Source organism: Pseudomonas sp. JBR1 (assembly GCF_028198185.1).
GTDB classification, from domain to species: domain Bacteria; phylum Pseudomonadota; class Gammaproteobacteria; order Pseudomonadales; family Pseudomonadaceae; genus Chryseomonas; species Chryseomonas oryzihabitans_E.
In genome coordinates this window covers 2100671-2114815 of sequence record NZ_CP116340.1, presented here as the reverse complement: position 1 = coordinate 2114815, position 14145 = coordinate 2100671, and the positions used below count along the sequence as shown (strand labels likewise).

13 protein-coding genes are annotated in these 14145 nt (G+C 64.9%); 7 read left to right on the top strand and 6 right to left on the bottom strand.

Annotation, left to right across the window (positions count from 1 at the left end; genetic code table 11):
- Positions 1–213: 213 nt before the first annotated feature.
- Positions 214–717, top strand: coding sequence for a tRNA adenosine(34) deaminase TadA (tadA, locus tag PJ259_RS09850; RefSeq protein WP_059315749.1), 504 nt, complete (start codon positions 214–216; stop codon positions 715–717).
- Here tadA and PJ259_RS09845 read toward each other — a convergent pair.
- The 5 genes from PJ259_RS09845 to PJ259_RS09825 all read right to left on the bottom strand — a co-directional run bounded on the left by PJ259_RS09845 (position 714) and on the right by PJ259_RS09825 (position 4413).
- Positions 714–1112 (bottom strand): SufE family protein, encoded by a 399-nt coding sequence (locus PJ259_RS09845; protein WP_059315748.1) that lies wholly within the window; start codon positions 1110–1112, stop codon positions 714–716. The two genes, tadA and PJ259_RS09845, sit on opposite strands and share 4 nt — an antisense overlap.
- Positions 1109–2317, bottom strand: a complete 1209-nt coding sequence (locus PJ259_RS09840; protein WP_271655621.1) for an aminotransferase class V-fold PLP-dependent enzyme — start codon at positions 2315–2317, stop codon at positions 1109–1111. Before PJ259_RS09840 ends, PJ259_RS09845 begins: the two co-directional genes overlap by 4 nt.
- A 50-nt stretch (positions 2318–2367) precedes the next feature.
- Positions 2368–3402 carry a 2,3,4,5-tetrahydropyridine-2,6-dicarboxylate N-succinyltransferase gene (dapD, locus tag PJ259_RS09835; protein ID WP_059315746.1) on the bottom strand — a complete coding sequence of 345 codons (1035 nt, stop codon included), beginning with the start codon at positions 3400–3402 and terminating at the stop codon, positions 2368–2370.
- Positions 3403–3476: 74 nt separating this feature from the next.
- On the bottom strand, positions 3477–3839 hold the full coding sequence (locus tag PJ259_RS09830; RefSeq protein WP_271655620.1) for an ArsC family reductase: 363 nt from the start codon (positions 3837–3839) through the stop codon (positions 3477–3479).
- 133 nt (positions 3840–3972) lie between these two features.
- On the bottom strand, positions 3973–4413 hold the full coding sequence (locus PJ259_RS09825) for a YhcB family protein (RefSeq protein ID WP_007160614.1): 441 nt from the start codon (positions 4411–4413) through the stop codon (positions 3973–3975).
- 185 nt (positions 4414–4598) lie between these two features.
- Here PJ259_RS09825 and PJ259_RS09820 point away from each other — a divergent pair, with 185 nt between their 5' ends.
- The 6 genes from PJ259_RS09820 to rpsI all read left to right on the top strand — a co-directional run bounded on the left by PJ259_RS09820 (position 4599) and on the right by rpsI (position 9603).
- Entirely contained in the window at positions 4599–5234 is a 636-nt protein-coding gene (locus PJ259_RS09820; RefSeq protein ID WP_271655619.1) for an alpha/beta hydrolase, read from the top strand.
- 43 nt (positions 5235–5277) lie between these two features.
- Positions 5278–6624: a tryptophan--tRNA ligase gene (locus PJ259_RS09815; RefSeq protein WP_271655618.1), complete on the top strand. Its 1347-nt coding sequence runs from the start codon at positions 5278–5280 to the stop codon at positions 6622–6624.
- 86 nt (positions 6625–6710) lie between these two features.
- Positions 6711–7805, top strand: coding sequence for a cell division protein ZapE (gene zapE / locus PJ259_RS09810; protein WP_007160611.1), 1095 nt, complete (start codon positions 6711–6713; stop codon positions 7803–7805).
- Positions 7806–7858: 53 nt separating this feature from the next.
- A complete protein-coding gene (nfi, locus tag PJ259_RS09805) occupies positions 7859–8560 on the top strand; it encodes a deoxyribonuclease V (protein WP_059315741.1) in 702 nt (233 codons plus the stop codon).
- Positions 8561–8766: 206 nt separating this feature from the next.
- A complete protein-coding gene (gene rplM, locus PJ259_RS09800) occupies positions 8767–9195 on the top strand; it encodes a 50S ribosomal protein L13 (RefSeq protein ID WP_007160609.1) in 429 nt (142 codons plus the stop codon).
- A 15-nt stretch (positions 9196–9210) separates the two neighbouring features.
- Positions 9211–9603: a 30S ribosomal protein S9 gene (gene rpsI, locus PJ259_RS09795; protein WP_007160608.1), complete on the top strand. Its 393-nt coding sequence runs from the start codon at positions 9211–9213 to the stop codon at positions 9601–9603.
- 722 nt (positions 9604–10325) lie between these two features.
- On the opposite strand, the gene rne is transcribed toward rpsI, so the two are convergent.
- Positions 10326–13634, bottom strand: a complete 3309-nt coding sequence (gene rne, locus PJ259_RS09790) for a ribonuclease E (RefSeq protein ID WP_271655617.1) — start codon at positions 13632–13634, stop codon at positions 10326–10328.
- Positions 13635–14145 lie beyond the last annotated feature (511 nt).

Here is a 14145-nt window from a genome sequence, read left to right as displayed (position 1 = left end):
GCCGACGCACCTGTTAGCGTCAGGTCGGTTAATAGCCGTCTATGTGATATAGATCACATCTTGCCAGACGTCATTTCACCTCATTATTTCATCTGTATTGTTCGATAACCATTGGTGCGATCACTTTCTAATGGGTGATCGCGCCTGCATCATCGACGGCCTGACCGGCTCCGCTGGCAGCGGTATCATGATGCCTTTTACCAGAGTCCCGTCATGGCCCGCTTTCGCCCCTTGCCCATCATCGACCGCAGTCAGGATGACCTCTTCATGCGGGAAGCCCTCGCGCTGGCGCAGCAGGGAGCGGCGCAAGGCGAGGTCCCGGTGGGGGCAGTGGTAGTCCTCGACGGCGAGATCATAGGTCGTGGCTTCAATCGCCCCATAGGCGCTCACGACCCCAGCGCTCATGCGGAGATGCAGGCCATCCGTGACGCCGCTGCTCGTCAGGCCAACTATCGTCTGCCGGGAGCCACCCTCTATGTCACCCTGGAACCCTGCGGCATGTGCGCCGGCCTGATCGTCCACAGCCGTATCCAGCGCCTGGTCTTTGGTGCCAGCGAACCCAGGGCCGGCATGGCGCAGAGCCGCGGTCGCTTCTTCGAGCAGGATTTTCTCAACCACCGGGTGCTGGTGGAGGGTGGGGTGCTGGCCGAGGCCTGTGGCCAGGTGCTGACCGAGTTCTTCCGGGCGCGGCGCAATTCGGTACCTGGCGAGGGTTAGGCGGCCAGTTCGCGCATCCGCGTCAGCACCGCGTTCAAACCATTGCTGCGCGACTGCGACAGTTGTCGCTCCAGGCCGAGTTCACCCAGCCAGCCATGGATGTCGAGGCGGCCCAGCTCCTCGCGGGTGAGACCGTTGGCGCGCACCAGCACCACGGCGAGCAAGCCCTTGAGTACCCGGGATTCGCTGCTGGCGCGAAAGAAGTGCCGCTCGCCCTGGGCTTCATGGGTCAGGCGCACCCGGCTTTCGCAGCCCTGCACCAGATCCTCGTCGCGGTCTTCCAGTACCGCCGGCAGGCGCTCGGCCCATTGCAGCAGGAGGCGCGAGCGCGCTTCCCAGCCCTTGGCGATGACAAAGGCACGGCGGGCTTCCGCCGCATCGGGAAGCAGATTCATCGCAAGAGCTCCAGGGCGTTGTCCAGCGCGGTAAAGAAACGCTGCAGGTCGTCGGCATCGTTGTACAGGCCCAGGGATACCCGCAGTGCGCCGGGTGCATTCAGGGTCTGGAACAGCGGCATGGCGCAGTGCTGACCGGCGCGCACCGCGATGCCTTGCTCCCCCAGCAGGTGGGAAAGGTCGCCAACATCCACGCCTTGGACCTGGAAGCAGGCCAGGGCGATCTGGGGCTCGCCCAGGATGCGGATGCCGTCACGGGCGGCAAGGCCAGCCAACAGCTTCAGACTCAGCGCCTGCTCGTGGCCGCGGATGAGACTTTCATCCTGTCCCTGCAGCCAGTCGACCGCCGCGCCCAGGGCGATGGCCGCGCCTATGGGCGGCGTACCCGCCTCGAAGCCCATGGGGGCGGTGTGAAACCGGGCCTCAGTGAAGCTGGTGTGCTGCACCATCTCGCCACCGAATTGCCAGGGCTTGAGCTGCGCAAGGCAGTCGGCCTTGCCCCAGAGCACGCCGATGGCCTCGGGGGCATAGAGCTTGTGGCCGGAAAAGACATAGAAGTCGGCATCGAAGTCACCCGGACGGTGGCGGCCATGGACGGCGCCCTGGGCGCCGTCCACCACCAGCCAAGCCGGTGAGAGTGCTCGTACGAGGGCAGCGAGCTCCACCAGCGGCTGCCAGGTTCCCAGCACATTGGACAACTGGCTGACCGCGACCAGCCGGGTTCTGGGTCCCAGCAGCGCCCTGGCGGCCTCCAGATCCAGATGACCGCTCGGCGTCAGGGGGATCAGCCTGAGCTGCAGCCCCTTGCGCCGGGCCAGCTGCTGCCAGGGCAGCAGGTTGGCGTGGTGCTCCAGGGCGCTGATGAGGATCTCATCACCTGCGGCGAAGCTGTCTTCCAGGCCGTAGGCCAATAGATTGAGCGCCTCGGTCGCCCCTCGGGTCAGCACTACCTCCTGCGGCGAGGCAGCGCCCAGCCAGGCGGCGATCCGCCCCCGGGCGCCTTCGTAGGCCGCGGTGGCGCGCTCGGCCGCCCAGTGCTGGGCCCGGTGCACATTGGCCGCGCCCAGGCTGTAGCTGGCCAGCAGGGCGTCCAGCACCACCTGGGGCTTCTGGGCCGTGGCGGCGCTGTCGAGGTAGGTGATGCCGTCGGCGGCGAAAGCGGTGAAAGCCGGAAATTCGGCTCTCCAGGGGGAGGGTAGCGACATGGCGACAGCTCCGGGGTAGCCCGCGCGCGGCGGGCTGCCCGGTTATGGACTCAGTTGTGCGCGTGCAGCGCTTCGTTGAGTTCGATGGCGGTCTTGTTGGTCTTGCATTCGACCGCGCCGGTTTCCGAGTTGCGGCGTAGCAGCAGGTCGCTCTGACCGGCCAGCTCGCGTGCCTTGACCACCCGCACCAGCTGGTTCTGGTCGTCCAGTACCGCCACCTTGGTGCCGGCGGTCACATAGAGACCCGATTCCACGGTGCAGCGATCGCCCAGCGGAATGCCGATGCCGGCATTGGCGCCGATCAGGCAGCCTTCGCCAACGCTGATGATGATGTTGCCGCCGCCCGACAGGGTGCCCATGGTGGAGCAGCCACCACCCAGATCCGACCCCTTGCCGACAAAGACACCCGCGGAAACGCGGCCTTCGATCATGCCCGGGCCGGCGGTACCGGCATTGAAGTTGACGAAGCCTTCGTGCATCACCGTAGTGCCTTCACCCACGTAGGCGCCCAGGCGTACGCGCGCGGTATCGGCGATGCGCACCCCGGCCGGTACCACGTAGTCGGTCATCTTGGGGAATTTGTCCACCGAGAAGACTTCCAGCAGCTTGCCGCGCAGGCGGGCTTCCAGCTGCTCGGCCGGCAGCTCGACCAGGTCCACGGCGCCCTGGTTGGTCCAGGCCACGTTGGGCAGCAGGGCGAAGATGCCGGTCAGGTTGAGGCCATGGGGCTTCACCAGGCGATGCGACAGCAAATGCAGCTTCAGGTAGGCCTCTGGCGTGGAAGCAGGCGCGGCGTCTTCGGCCAGCAGGGTGGCCACCAGCGGCTTGGTGCTTTCGGCTAGGCGGGTCAGCAGGGCCGACTGCACCGCATCGATGCCCTTGAGGGCCTCGGCCAGGCCGCGCGCCTGGGCCGGGGCGAAGGCGATGGCCTGGTTGCCACCCTCGTAGCCGAGCAGGGGCGCGACCGCCTCCACCAGCGCTGCTGGCGGATTCAGCAGGGGCTGGGCATAGAAGACTTCCAGCCAGGCGTCCTGGCGATTCTGGGTGCCGACACCGAAGGCGATACTGAAGAGGGCATTCGACATGTGACTGTTCCTTTGCAAAGGCACCGATCCGGTCGGTGCGAGATGTGCGGTAGTGGGGGCGGTTGCCGCAGGGCTCAGGTCAGGGCCGCGGCATAGAGCTCAGGCTTGAAGCCCAGCAGGGTACGGTCGCCGAGATCGAGCACGGGTCGCTTGATCATCGAGGGTTGCGCCAGCATCAGGTCGATGGCCTTGACGGTATCGAGGTCGGCCTTCTGGGCGTCGTCGAGCTTGCGGAAGGTGGTACCGGCGCGATTGAGCACCTTGTCCCAGCCATGCTCCGCGCACCAGGCCGCCAGCCGCTCGCGGTCGATGCCGCTCTGCTTGTAGTCATGGAAGCGATAGGCCTGGCCGTGCTCGTCGAGCCATAGGCGGGCCTTCTTCATGGTGTCACAGGCCTTGATGCCGTAGAGGCTCAGGCCATCGGCCGCTACGGGCATGGCGTTCTCCTGCGAAAGACTGCAACCGCAGATTATGCCATGACGGGCCGGAAAAGGGCCGGGTGTCACGCCCCGGGCGAAGAGGGCGGGAGCCGGAAAAGCAAAAGGCCGGGGGAGTCCCCGGCCTTGGCGATCAACCGCGGCTTTTCACGCCGTAGGTCTCATCGAGGGTGCCGGGGGTGCCGTCACCCTTGGGGGCATAGTCCCGAGGCGCTTCGGTCGGGCCGTCGATGCGCTCGCGGCTGGAGGGATAGCGTTGCTCGGCGCTGTGCAGCGACGCCAGCAGGTGCTGACGGGTCAGCTCGTCCTGGGCCAGGCGCTCGGCGCCTTCGGACAGGTGCGACTGCATGTCCTGGTAGGTCTGGGTCAGCTTGCGGACCAGGCCGGCGGTGGTGCTGAAGTGGCTGGTGACCTCGTGCTGGTAGTCGTCGAACTTCTTCTGCAGGTCATCCAGCTGGCGCTGCACCCGGCTCGGCGCGGCACCCGGCACCAGGCGTGCCAGCAGAAAACCTATCCCGACCCCGATCAGCAGCGCGACCAGGGGCAACAACCAGGTAGTGAGCGACTGTTCCACGAAACTTCCTCTATGAGCGGCTTTGCTTTACGGTAACGGCAGACCGGCGAGCCTGTACACTGGGTTGCGTCATCTGCCATTCGCTGGGCGTCATCATACCCCGCACTCAGGCATCGCGCAGGATCGACCCTATCAAAATCAACTCCTTGGATGACCACTGTTCGTCCGAGGGCACGGAGTCAAGCGTGTCAGCCCGTGAACAATCCCTGCTCCTGGAGGGCCCCGCGGGCACTCTGGAAGCGCTGTACCAGGCCCCGGATACCCCCACCGGTGCGGTCCTGCTCTGTCATCCCCATCCGCTCCACGGCGGCGCCATGCAGAACAAGGTGGTCGCCACCCTGCAGCGCATCGCCCGGGACGCTGGCCAGGCTACCCTGAGATTCAACTTTCGCGGCGTTGGCGCCAGTACCGGCGTGCATGCCGGCGGCGAAGGCGAGATCGACGATGCCGCGGCCGCCGTGGCCTGGTTGCGCGAACGTCATCCCGACCTGCCGCTGACCCTCTGCGGCTTCTCCTTCGGTTCCTGTGTCGCCGCCTGCCTGGGTGGTCGCCTGGAAGGCGAGGGTGTGGCGGTGGCCAAGCTGTTCATGCTGGCGCCGCCCGTGGAGCGCTTTTCGGTCGATGGCCGCCTGCCCACCCGGGCGCGCCTCACCGTCATCCAGCCCGAAGCCGACGAGGTGGTGACTCCGGCGCGCGTCTATGCCTGGTCCGCCGCGCTCGAACTGCCCCACGAATTGCTCCGCGTCGCCGAGTGCAGCCATTTCTTCCATGGCAAGCTCGTCGAGCTCAAGGACCTGGTCCTGCCGCGTTTGCAGGCCTGACCTCTTCAGATAAGCCCTAGTCTCTCGGATTCCCAGCCCCTCCATGACCACTCGCATCCTCACTGGCATCACCACCACCGGTACCCCGCACCTGGGCAACTACGCCGGTGCCATCCGCCCTGCCATCCGCGCCAGCCTGGCCGCCGATGCCGATTCCTTCTATTTCCTCGCCGACTACCACGCCCTGATCAAGTGCGATGACCCGGCGCGCATCCAGCGTTCGCGTCTGGAGATCGCTGCCACCTGGCTGGCCAGCGGCCTGGATCCGGAGCGGGTGACTTTCTATCGCCAGTCCGACATTCCCGAGATTCCCGAGCTGACCTGGCTGCTCACCTGCGTCGCCGGCAAGGGCCTGCTCAACCGCGCCCATGCCTACAAGGCCGCGGTCGATCGCAACCTGGAGCAGGGCGAGGATCCCGATGCCGGGGTGACCATGGGGCTCTACAGCTACCCGGTGCTGATGGCGGCGGACATCCTGATGTTCAACGCCCGGCGCGTGCCGGTCGGTCGTGACCAGATCCAGCACGTGGAAATGGCCCGCGACATCGGCCAGCGCTTCAACCACCTGTTCGGCAATGGCCGTGACTACTTCGCCCTGCCCGAGGCGGTCATCGAGGAAAGCGTGTCCACCTTGCCCGGCCTCGACGGTCGCAAGATGTCCAAGAGCTACGACAACACCATCCCGTTGTTCGGCAGCGCCAAGCAGCTCAAGGACGCCATCGCCCGCATCGTCACCGACTCGCGCCTGCCCGGTGAGCCCAAGGATCCCGACAGCGCCCACCTCTTCACGCTTTACCAGGCCTTCGCCACTGCCGAGCAGAGCGCGGCCTTCCGCGAGGCCCTGCAAGGCGGCCTGGCCTGGGGCGAAGCCAAGGGCCGGCTGTTCGAGGTGCTGGATGCCGAGCTGGGCGAAGCCCGCGAGCGCTATGCCGCGCTGATCGCCCGTCCCGACGACCTGGAAGACATCCTGCTGGCCGGTGCCGCCAAGGCCCGCCGCTATGCCACGCCCTTCCTTGGCGAACTGCGTGAAGCCGTGGGCTTGCGCTCGCTCAAGACCCAGGTCGCCACGGGTGGCACCAAGAAGAAGGCCAGCAAGACCGCTCGCTTCGTCAGCTTCCGTGAAGGGGAGAGCTTCCGCTTCCGCCTGCTCGACGCCGACGGCACCGAACTGGCGCTGTCGATCCCCTTCGCCGAGGCCAAGACTGCCGGCATCACCAGCAAGCAGCTGGTCAGTGTGCCGGCCAGTGTCGTGGTGGGGGACGGCAATGGCTTCCAGCTGCTGCTGGACGATCAGGTAGTGGCCGAAGGCGTCGCCAGCGATTCCCCCGCCGCCCGTGACGCCCTTGTCGAGCGCACCCGCGCCGCCCTGGCGCAATTGGCCGAAGCCTAAAGGGCACCCGCGGTCCCCGGCGTTGTCAACGCCAGGGACCGCCATTACAGTGACCACCCTTTTTTCCCACCCGACCAGAAGCCGCCATGACCCCCCTCGAGCGTTACCAGGCCGACCTCAAGCGCCCGGAGTTTTTCTACGATGCTGCCCAGGAAGAGGCCGTTCGCCATCTGCAGCGCCTCTATGACGAATTGCTCGCCGAGCCCGCGTCCAAGGGCGGCCTGTTCGGCAAGCTGCTCGGGCGCAAGACGGTTACGCCGGTCAAGGGGCTGTATTTCTGGGGTGGGGTAGGGCGTGGCAAGACCTATCTGGTCGATACCTTCTACGACGCCCTGCCGTTCAAGCAGAAGATGCGCACCCACTTCCACCGCTTCATGAAGCGCGTGCATGAAGAGCTGCGCACCCTCAAGGGCGAGAAGAATCCCCTGACCATCATCGCTCGGCGCTTCGCCGACGAAGCCCGGGTGATCTGTTTCGACGAATTCTTCGTCTCCGACATCACCGACGCCATGATCCTGGCGACCCTGCTCGAAGAGCTGTTCAAGAACGGCGTAAGTCTGGTCGCCACCTCGAACATCGTGCCTGACGGTCTCTACAAGGACGGCCTGCAGCGCGCGCGCTTCCTGCCAGCCATCGCGTTGCTCAAGGAGCACACCGAGATCGTCAACGTCGACAGCGGCGTGGACTATCGCCTGCGCGCCCTGGAGCAGGCGCAGCTCTTTCACTATCCGCTGAGCGACGAGGTCGAGGCCGCGATGGCCAAGAGCTTCCGTTCGCTCACCGTCGAGTGCAATGACCTCTGCGAAGATGTGCCGCTGATGATCGAGAATCGCGAGATCCGCGCCCGCCGCACCTGCGAAGACGTCGCCTGGTTCGACTTCCGCGCCCTCTGCGACGGTCCGCGCAGCCAGAACGACTACATCGAGCTGGGCAAGATATTCCAGACGGTGCTGGTCAGCAACGTCGAGCAGATGGATGCGCTCAAGGACGACATGGCACGGCGCTTCATCAACCTGGTCGACGAATTCTACGACCGCCAGGTCAAGTTGATCCTGTCCGCTGAAGTCGAACTCAAGGACCTCTATTCCGGTGGTCGCCTGGAGTTCGAATTCCAGCGCACCCTCAGCCGTCTGCTGGAAATGCAGTCTCACGAGTACCTCGCTCGACCGCACAAGCCCTGAACCCTGGCTGGGTTGAAGGATCAATCCTTTGATCCAGCTTTCGGGAGGTACGTGTGAATTCTGATCCCTTCGCCGATTGGGATGGCTCGCCTACCCAGGCGCGCATCCTGCAAAAGCAACTGGCCAAGCAGGTCCTGTTGCATGACGACTTCGGCTCGCCGCGGCGTTATGCCGGCGTCGACGTGGGCTTCGAGGAGGGTGGCGAGATCACCCGCGCGGTGGCTGTCCTGCTGGATGCCGAGACCCTGCAGCCCCTGGCCCATGCCGTCGCCCGCATCCCCACCGTGATGCCCTATGTGCCGGGCCTGCTGTCCTTTCGGGAGCTCCCCGCACTGCTCCAGGCGCTGGCGGAACTGCCCGAGACCCCCGAGTTGGTGTTCTGCGACGGCCACGGCATCGCCCACCCGCGCCGGCTGGGCATCGCCGCTCATCTGGGCGTGGTCACCGGTCTGCCGACGATCGGTGTGGCCAAGAAGATCCTTACCGGTCATCACGCCGAACTCGCCGAGACCCGCGGCAGCCAGGTCGAGCTGCTGGATCGAGATGGTTCGACGATAGGCTCGGTATTGCGCAGCAAGGACAGGGTCAAGCCGCTGATCGTCTCCCCTGGGCATCGGGTCAGCCTGGCCACCGCACCGGCACTGGTCATGGCCTGCGTCAGGCGCCATCGCCTGCCGGAACCCACACGACTGGCGGACCACCTGGCCTCACGGCGTCAGGGCTCGGCGGCTACCCAGGCGCTGTTTTCCTTCTGATTTCTGCTTGCTTTTTTATCGTGAGCGGGTATCATGCCGCAGCTTTCTTGGCGGGGGATGCCTAAGCCTGCCGAGATCGCCGTAGCGGACGCCGACCCGAGCCCCCGAAGAGCGTCTGTTTCCGGCTGCCCCTGACTTGTCCGGGGTTGCACTGTTGTGTAGAATTTGCCGTCTTTTTACCAGGGCGGCCTCTGAGGCCATAGAGAATGAAAACTTTCACCGCAAAACCGGAAACCGTTAAGCGCGACTGGTACGTCGTCGACGCTGCTGGCCAGACTCTGGGTCGTCTGGCTACTGAAATCGCCACTCGCCTGCGTGGCAAGCACAAGCCCGAATACACCCCTCACGTTGACACCGGCGACTACATCGTCGTCATCAACGCCGAGCAGGTTCGTGTGACCGGTGCCAAGACTACCGACAAGATGTACTACCATCACTCCGGTTTCCCGGGTGGCATCAAGTCGATCAACTTCGAAAAGCTGATCGCCCGTGCTCCCGAGCGCGTCATCGAGACCGCCGTCAAGGGTATGCTGCCGAAGAACCCGCTGGGCCGCGACATGTATCGCAAGCTCAAGGTGTACAAGGGTGCGAACCATCCGCACACCGCTCAGCAGCCCCAAGAACTCAAGTTTTAATCGGGATAGTACAACATGTCGGCAACTCAAAATTACGGTACCGGCCGTCGTAAGACTGCCACCGCTCGTGTCTTCCTCCGTCCGGGCACTGGCAAGATCTCCATCAACGATCGCGCTCTGGACACCTTCTTCGGCCGCGAAACCGCGCGCATGGTCGTGCGTCAGCCTCTCGAGCTGACCGAGACCCTGGAGAAGTTCGACGTCTACGTTACCGTCGCTGGCGGTGGTGTAAGCGGCCAGGCCGGTGCCATCCGTCACGGCATCACCCGCGCCCTGATCGAGTACGACGAAGGCTACCGCAGCTCCCTGCGCAAAGCCGGTTACGTCACTCGTGACGCCCGTGAAGTCGAGCGTAAGAAAGTCGGTCTGCGCAAAGCGCGTAAGCGTCCGCAGTACTCCAAGCGTTAATCCTTCGGGATTCGCTCGAAAAAACCCAGCCAAGCGGCTGGGTTTTTTTATGCCTGAGATTTTGTGCTTAGGCGCCGTAGGTTGGGTTGAGGCAGCTCTATTGCCGAAGCCCAACATTCAGGCTGCGTCCTCAGGCGTTGGGCTTCGCTGCGCTCAGCGCCAACCTGCGTTGGTTTGGTGGGCGCCGTAGGTTGGGTTGAGGCAGCTCTATCGCCGAAACCCAACGTTCGGGCCGCGTCTCCAGGCGTTGAGCTTCGCTGCGCTCAGCACCAACCTACGTCGGTCTGGTGAGTGCCTTAGGTTGGGTTGAGGCAGCTCTATCGCCGAAGCCCAACACTCAGGCCGCGTCCCCAGGCGTTGGGCTTCGCTGTGCTCAGCACCAACCTACGTCGGTCTGGTGAGTGCCGTAGGTTGGGTTGAGGCAGCCCTATCGCCGAAGCCCAACAAGCAGTGCATCCTCGCTGAAGTTGGGCTTCGCTATGCTGAGCGCCAACCTACGTCGATTCCCAAGCATCGTAGGTTGGGTTGAGGCAACTCCATTACCGTAGTCCAACAGGCAGCCCCTCCCTGGGGTAGGGCCCTGATGCATAAGGGATCGGCCTGCGTCGATCCGCCGGCTCATCTGCATGGGGCCGACTTCTCACCCTCGGTACTTCGTGCCCGCTCGAATCTGGGGCATAAAAAAGGGGCGCCTAGGCGCCCCTTTTCATGGCTGGCGGAGATCAGCCGGGATGATTTTCCCGAGACTCCTTGAGCTTGCGGTCGAGTTCGGCCTGGGTGGCTTCGTCCTCTTTCACCGCATCGGCCTTGGGGACCTCTGCAGGGGTGTCGTCCTCGCCGGTCAGGGCGACGGTAGCCGCTTCCTCCTGGGCAGGGCTAGGCACGACCTCGACGGGTTCTTCCACCACGATCGGGGCGGACTCGGCTTCAGCTGCAGGCAGCTCTTCGACGACTTGCGCGGGCTGAACCTCGGGAGCCTGTTGCGGCTCTACGGTGCCTACCGCTGCCGTGGCGAAGGTTTCCTCGGTTTCGGCAATGGCGCCCAGTGCAGGGGCTTGAGCGTCCTGCTCGGCCTGCTTGGCGCGTGCGGCTTCAGCTTCGCGAGCCAGGCGCTCACGACGACGGCGCTCACGCGGATCGTTGGAGGCGCGACCGGCGGCCGATTCGGCAGCTTCGGTTTCGGCAGATGCCGCAGGAGTGGGTGCGGTGGCGGTCACCGGAGCGGTCTGCTCGGCAGCTGGTGCGGCGATTTCCACTTCCTGATGCGGCGCGCGTTCGTCCTGCAGCTGGCTCACGTTGGGGGTGAGGATCTCCGGCTGGGCAGGGGCGTCGGCGGCAGGCTGTTGCGCTGCGGTTTCCTGCGTCGCTTCGGCGGCAGCGGAGGTGTCGGCAGGAGCTGCCGGCTCTTGCTGGCGCGTTTCGCGTACCTGTTCCTGGGTGGCGATGGCGGTCACGCTCTCGCTGACCACGACGGCGGTGCCCAAGGCAGCGGCAACCGGTGCGACGTTGGTGTCCGTGGCTGCTGCGCTCTGCTCTTCGTCTTCGATGAAGTTGCCATTGGCATCACGCTGACGCTCACGGCGGTTACTGCGACGGCGCTGGCCGCGGGAACGGCGACGCGGACGCTCTTCGCCTTCTTCCAGCTCCTCGTTGCCTTCCAGTACTTCTTCTTCGTTCAGCTCTTCGGCACTGGCCGCTTCCTGGCGTTCTTCGCGCGCCTTGCGCTCTTCGCGCGGCTGGCGCTCTTCACGCGGTTTGCGCTCTTCACGAGGCTGACGCTCTTCGCGACTGGCACGCTCCTCACGGGGCTGACGCTCCTCGCGAGCGGGACGCTCTTCGGTGCTCAGGCGCTCCTCGCGTGGCTGGCGCTCCTCGCGGGGTTGGCGCTCTTCACGGGGCTGACGCTCTTCGCGGTTGGCGCGCTCCTCACGGGGCTGACGCTCTTCGCGCGGTTGGCGCTCCTCGCGAGGCTGGCGCTCTTCACGGGGTTGACGTTCTTCGCGGTTGGCGCGCTCTTCGCGCGGCTGACGCTCCTCGCGAGCCGGGCGGTCTTCGCGGGCCTGACGCTCTTCGCGAGGCTGGCGCTCTTCACGCGGCTTGCGTTCTTCGCGGGCCGGACGATCGCTGCGTTCGCCACGGTCGGCGCGCGGCTGGCGCTCTTCGCGTGGTTTGCGCTCGTCATCACGACGGCCTTCGCGACGGCGATTCTGCTGGCGACCGTTGCGGCGCTCGTCCTGACGGCGCTGCTCGTCGCTGCTCTTGGCGACTTCCGGAGCGGCGGCGGTCTTGTCGACCATCGGTTGCTCTTCGGTCTTGCCGGCGAACAGGCTGACCAGGGATTTGACCAGGCCCTTGAACAGATTGGGTTCGGCGGTGGCCTTGGCGGCAGGGGCGGCGGGCGCCACGGCCTCGGCGGCGACCGGGGTGGGTGCCGGGGCGCGCTCGGGTGCGACCTTCACGGCCGCTTCCTGGCGTACCAGGGTGCGAGTGGAGCTGACCGGCAACACCTCTTCGGCTTCGGTGTTGGTCATCTCGTAGCTGGACTGGCTGTTCAGCAGCTCGGGATTGTCGTCACGCAGACGCTGCACCTCGAAGTGTGGGGTCTCGATGTGATCGTCGGGCAGGATGATGATGCGCACGCGGGTACGCAGCTCGATCTTGGTGATGCTGTTGCGCTTTTCATTGAGCAGGAAGGACGCCACCTGGATGGGTACATGGGCGCGTACCTCGGCGGTGCGATCCTTGAGCGCCTCCTCTTCGATCAGGCGCAGGATAGCCAGCGACAGCGATTCCACGTCGCGGATGATGCCTTGGCCGTTGCAGCGCGGGCAGACGATGCCGCTGGTTTCGCGCAGCGAGGGGCGCAGGCGCTGGCGGGACATTTCCAGCAGGCCGAAACGGGAGATGCGACCGATCTGCACGCGGGCGCGGTCGGCTTCCAGAGCTTCGCGAACACGATCCTCGACGGCGCGCTGGTTCTTGACCGGGGTCATGTCGATGAAGTCGATGACGATCAGGCCGCCGATGTCGCGCAGACGCAGCTGGCGGGCGATTTCTTCAGCCGCTTCCAGGTTGGTCTGTAGTGCGGTTTCCTCGATGTCGCCACCCTTGGTGGCGCGCGCCGAGTTGATGTCGATGGACACCAGGGCCTCGGTTGGGTCGATGACGATGGAGCCGCCCGACGGCAGCTTCACTTCGCGCTGGAAGGCGGTCTCGATCTGGCTTTCGATCTGGAAACGATTGAACAGCGGGACGCTGTCCTGATACAGCTTGATCTTGCTGGCGTACTGCGGCATCACCTGGCGGATGAAGCTCAGGGCTTCTTCCTGGGCTTCGACGCTGTCGACCAGGACTTCACCGATGTCCTGACGCAGGTAGTCGCGGATGGCGCGAATGATGACGTTGCTTTCCTGGTAGATCAGGAAGGGGCCCTTGCGATCACCCGAGGCTTCGGTGATGGCGGACCAGAGTTGCAGCAGGTAATCGAGGTCCCACTGCAGTTCTTCGGTGCTGCGGCCCAGGCCGGCGGTGCGCACGATCAGGCCCATGTCGCCCGGGGCGTTGAGGCCGTTCAGGGCTTCGCGCAGTTCGTTGCGCTCTTCACCCTCGATGCGACGGGAGATGCCGCCGGCGCGGGGATTGTTGGGCATCAGTACCAGGTAGCGACCGGCGAGGCTGATGAAGGTGGTTAGGGCGGCACCCTTGTTGCCACGCTCTTCCTTTTCGACCTGGACGACTACTTCCTGGCCTTCGGAGAGCACTTCCTTGATGTTGACGCGGCCTTCCGGGTTCTTCTTGAAGTACTCCCGGGAGATCTCTTTCAGCGGAAGGAAGCCATGGCGATCAGCGCCGAAGTCGACAAAGGCGGCTTCCAGACTGGGTTCGATGCGGGTAATGCGGCCTTTGTAGATATTGGCCTTTTTCTGTTCGCGGGCTCCGGACTCGATGTCCAGATCAAACAGCCGTTGACCGTCGACCAGGGCAACCCGTAATTCCTCGGGCTGGGTCGCGTTGATGAGCATTCTCTTCATGTAATACCACTACGTTCCAGGCTCTCGGCCCGCAGGGTGGCAACAGGATTCGAAAGAAGGGTGCACGGGGTCGTATCGAAACCGGTGTAGATCCGGTCTTCGTGTCCAGCAGCAGGCCCGGGGGCGTGCCGCGACTACGTCTCCTGCAGGCGCTTGAGCGACTGCCGTTGCAGCTCCACAGGAGGAGGAATCAACCAGGCATGGTGCGGGCGTGACAGCCGAAAGGCTCAGGCAGCCGGGTCGTCGCGGGATTCGTGTCAGGTGTCGCTCGGTTGGAGCATCGGCCGTTGGCCTTGAGGCTTCCACCTGCGATCGTCACCTTGGCCGAAGCTGGGCGCGAAGCGGGCTGCAGGCGTACTGTCAGGCTACGCGATACGCTGGTTGTGCATCTCCATCCTGCACACAATCTTCAGGAATCAGGTGCCGCCCGCAAGGTCCGGAGCGGTTGTCGTTTTACAGCTGGCACCCTGGGTGCCGCTGCCTTGGTTACCAGGCGGATCGCAGATCGCCA

What these genes read in the sequence shown, in the direction of transcription:
- tadA (WP_059315749.1), top strand. Translation starts at nt 214, where the DNA reads ATGGCCCGCTTTCGCCCCTTGCCCATCATCGACCGCAGTCAGGATGAC.
- PJ259_RS09845 (WP_059315748.1), bottom strand. Translation starts at nt 1,112, where the DNA reads ATGAATCTGCTTCCCGATGCGGCGGAAGCCCGCCGTGCCTTTGTCATC.
- PJ259_RS09840 (WP_271655621.1), bottom strand. Translation starts at nt 2,317, where the DNA reads ATGTCGCTACCCTCCCCCTGGAGAGCCGAATTTCCGGCTTTCACCGCT.
- dapD (WP_059315746.1), bottom strand. Translation starts at nt 3,402, where the DNA reads ATGTCGAATGCCCTCTTCAGTATCGCCTTCGGTGTCGGCACCCAGAAT.
- PJ259_RS09830 (WP_271655620.1), bottom strand. Translation starts at nt 3,839, where the DNA reads ATGCCCGTAGCGGCCGATGGCCTGAGCCTCTACGGCATCAAGGCCTGT.
- PJ259_RS09815 (WP_271655618.1), top strand. Translation starts at nt 5,278, where the DNA reads ATGACCACTCGCATCCTCACTGGCATCACCACCACCGGTACCCCGCAC.
- zapE (WP_007160611.1), top strand. Translation starts at nt 6,711, where the DNA reads ATGACCCCCCTCGAGCGTTACCAGGCCGACCTCAAGCGCCCGGAGTTT.
- rplM (WP_007160609.1), top strand. Translation starts at nt 8,767, where the DNA reads ATGAAAACTTTCACCGCAAAACCGGAAACCGTTAAGCGCGACTGGTAC.
- rpsI (WP_007160608.1), top strand. Translation starts at nt 9,211, where the DNA reads ATGTCGGCAACTCAAAATTACGGTACCGGCCGTCGTAAGACTGCCACC.
- rne (WP_271655617.1), bottom strand. Translation starts at nt 13,634, where the DNA reads ATGAAGAGAATGCTCATCAACGCGACCCAGCCCGAGGAATTACGGGTT.